Source organism: Sphingomonas sp. BE138 (genome assembly GCF_031456125.1).
GTDB lineage: Bacteria > Pseudomonadota > Alphaproteobacteria > Sphingomonadales > Sphingomonadaceae > Sphingomonas.
In genome coordinates this window covers 1-2,101 of sequence record NZ_JAVDUC010000063.1, presented here as the reverse complement: position 1 = coordinate 2,101, position 2,101 = coordinate 1, and the positions used below count along the sequence as shown (strand labels likewise).

Annotated in this window: 4 protein-coding genes; 1 reads left to right on the top strand and 3 read right to left on the bottom strand. The window is 63.1% G+C overall.

What is annotated here, in order from left to right; all coding sequences use genetic code 11:
• Positions 1–150: 150 nt before the first annotated feature.
• Both J2Y58_RS20815 and J2Y58_RS20810 read right to left on the bottom strand, forming a co-directional pair.
• Positions 151–549 carry a type II toxin-antitoxin system VapC family toxin gene (locus J2Y58_RS20815; RefSeq protein WP_066781968.1) on the bottom strand — a complete coding sequence of 133 codons (399 nt, stop codon included), beginning with the start codon at positions 547–549 and terminating at the stop codon, positions 151–153.
• Entirely contained in the window at positions 542–790 is a 249-nt protein-coding gene (locus J2Y58_RS20810; protein WP_018251286.1) for an AbrB/MazE/SpoVT family DNA-binding domain-containing protein, read from the bottom strand. The genes J2Y58_RS20815 and J2Y58_RS20810 overlap by 8 nt, the downstream gene beginning before the upstream one ends.
• A gap of 232 nt (positions 791–1,022) precedes the next feature.
• Between J2Y58_RS20810 and J2Y58_RS20805 the strand changes: the two genes are divergently transcribed.
• Complete coding sequence (locus J2Y58_RS20805) at positions 1,023–1,730, top strand: recombinase family protein (RefSeq protein WP_209308654.1); 708 nt, start codon at positions 1,023–1,025, stop codon at positions 1,728–1,730.
• 24 nt (positions 1,731–1,754) lie between these two features.
• Here J2Y58_RS20805 and J2Y58_RS20800 read toward each other — a convergent pair.
• Positions 1,755–2,101 (bottom strand): GGDEF domain-containing protein (locus tag J2Y58_RS20800; protein ID WP_310107370.1); only part of this gene is annotated, 347 nt, incomplete at its 5' end.

The window sequence follows — 2,101 nt, the reverse complement described above, 5'->3', positions numbered from 1 at the left end:
TGTAGGTTTCCCTAAAATGGTGGACGCCATCCTACCTACAGCAGCAGCTGAAAAGAGTGGATCTGCGCCCGAAACAGTGGACGGCAGCCGCTCTGTTCCGCCACAACTCGCCTGCCTGAGCGTACCGTACCCAAAAGCACGAATGTGCGGCTAATCGGCCAGCGGCCGTACGTTGGTGATGGTGACGCCGACCTCAGCGCTCGCCAGCGGCCCGTCCGTCGTGAACATCTCCGCTTGTAGGTCAATCGCCAAGGCAAGACACGCTCGGTCACCAAGCGAAAGTCCAAGCGCCTTCGTCGACGGTCGCAGGTCGCCTATGATGAGCGCCTGGGCAGGAGAGAGCGGCCGTACATCGAGGTGCAGCCCGCCAAGAGCCTCACGTACCTCGTCGAGCGGCAATCCTCGGTCCCGAAGCTTGGAGACGACCTCGGCGAGGTTGGTCGTTCCGATAATGCTGCGGGTCAGGACGTCGACTACCCGATCCGCCCCAGGTTCGTCGTTCAGAAGGCAGAGCAGGGCGGAGGCGTCGAGTACGACCTTGCTACTCACGCTCCGCCTCGCGCCGGCGCTCTGCGATCAGCTCGTCAGCCAAACCGACGCCTTCGGGCACATATTTGCGAAGGATCGCGCGAGCCCTTTCGAGCGCCTTAGGCACGGAACGTACCCGTAGCTCGCCATCGTCGACATCGACGAGAACGGTATCACCCGTGGTGATCCCGAGCTCACGGCGCATGGCCGCCGGGATCACGAGTTTACCACCGTCCACGATCTTGACCCTCTGTGCTTCCATCTGCACTGAACTCGCTTGGCTGACCCAACTCTCGGATCATACCGGATATTGGCGCTGACGGATAGCGCGAAGCAGCGCACTTCAGCGCGTTTGGTGATCAGTCGTCGTTCATATCAGCGCCATTAGCTACTTAGACCTGGCTTGCTGAGCTAGGCTCGACAGGATCGGCGTTTGCTATTCCGAGCCGGTTGCCGCAGTGGTGGCTCACATGGGTGTACCGAACGGAGCCAGCATGACGAACCCGATCCGCGCTGCGCGCGTGTACCTGCGCGTAAGCACCGACGAGCAGGACCTGACCCGGCAGGAAGCAATTGTCACCGGTGCGCGCGCAGCAGGCTATTACGTCGCGGCGGTTTACCGCGAGAAGGCGTCGGGCGCGCGGCCTGATCGGCCAGAGCTCTTACGCATGGTTGCTGACCTGCAGCCGGGCGAGGTGGTGGTTGCGGAGAAGATCGACCGGATCAGCCGTCTGCCATTACCCGAAGCCGAACTGCTGGTGGCGACGATCCGGGCGAAGGGCGCGCGGCTAGCCGTGCCAGGCATCGTCGATCTGTCCGAGCTTGTCGCTGACAGCGCCGGTGTCGCGCGCATCGTGCTCGAAGCGGTGCAGGACATGCTGCTGCGCGTCGCGCTTCAGACCGCACGAGACGACTATGAGACCCGGCGCGAGCGCCAGCGAGAGGGCATCGAGCTCGCCAAGCGAGCAGGGCGGTACAACGGCCGTAAGCCGGATATCGCCTTGCACAGGCGCATTGTTGGGCTGCGGGAGACAGGGATGAGCATCGCGCGCACGGCCGAGCTGGCGGGATGCAGCATAGCGCAGGTGAAGCGCGTTACGGCGCTGCATCGGGCACGGACGGGCTCAGGAAAAGCTCATGCCGAGCCTCGGTCTGCGGAAACTGGCGGAGGTGATTTATCGGTGCGCTTTGAATCTGGGTGAGGTCGGCGTTGGATGCCACGCGATTCAAGCCGCTAACGAAAGCATGTTCCTTCCGGCATTCTTGGAACGGTACAGTGCCTGATCCGCTGCAATGAGCGCGCCTTCCAAATCACCGTCGTCCGGGATCGGAGCGAGACCGACACTTACGGTCGCGGCCACCTGCCTGCCATCCGGCAGGGCGAGCCGCTCGGCGGCGAACTGCAGTCTAATACGTTCGCACGCGGCGCGTGCCTCGGCCAGCCTCACATCTAAGTAGAGCACAGCGAACTCTTCCCCACCAAGGCGTGCGACTGCATCCGTGCCGCGGGTATTCGCTGTGAGCACAGAGGCGAAGGTTCGAAGTACATCATCGCCCGAGGCGTGACCGAACG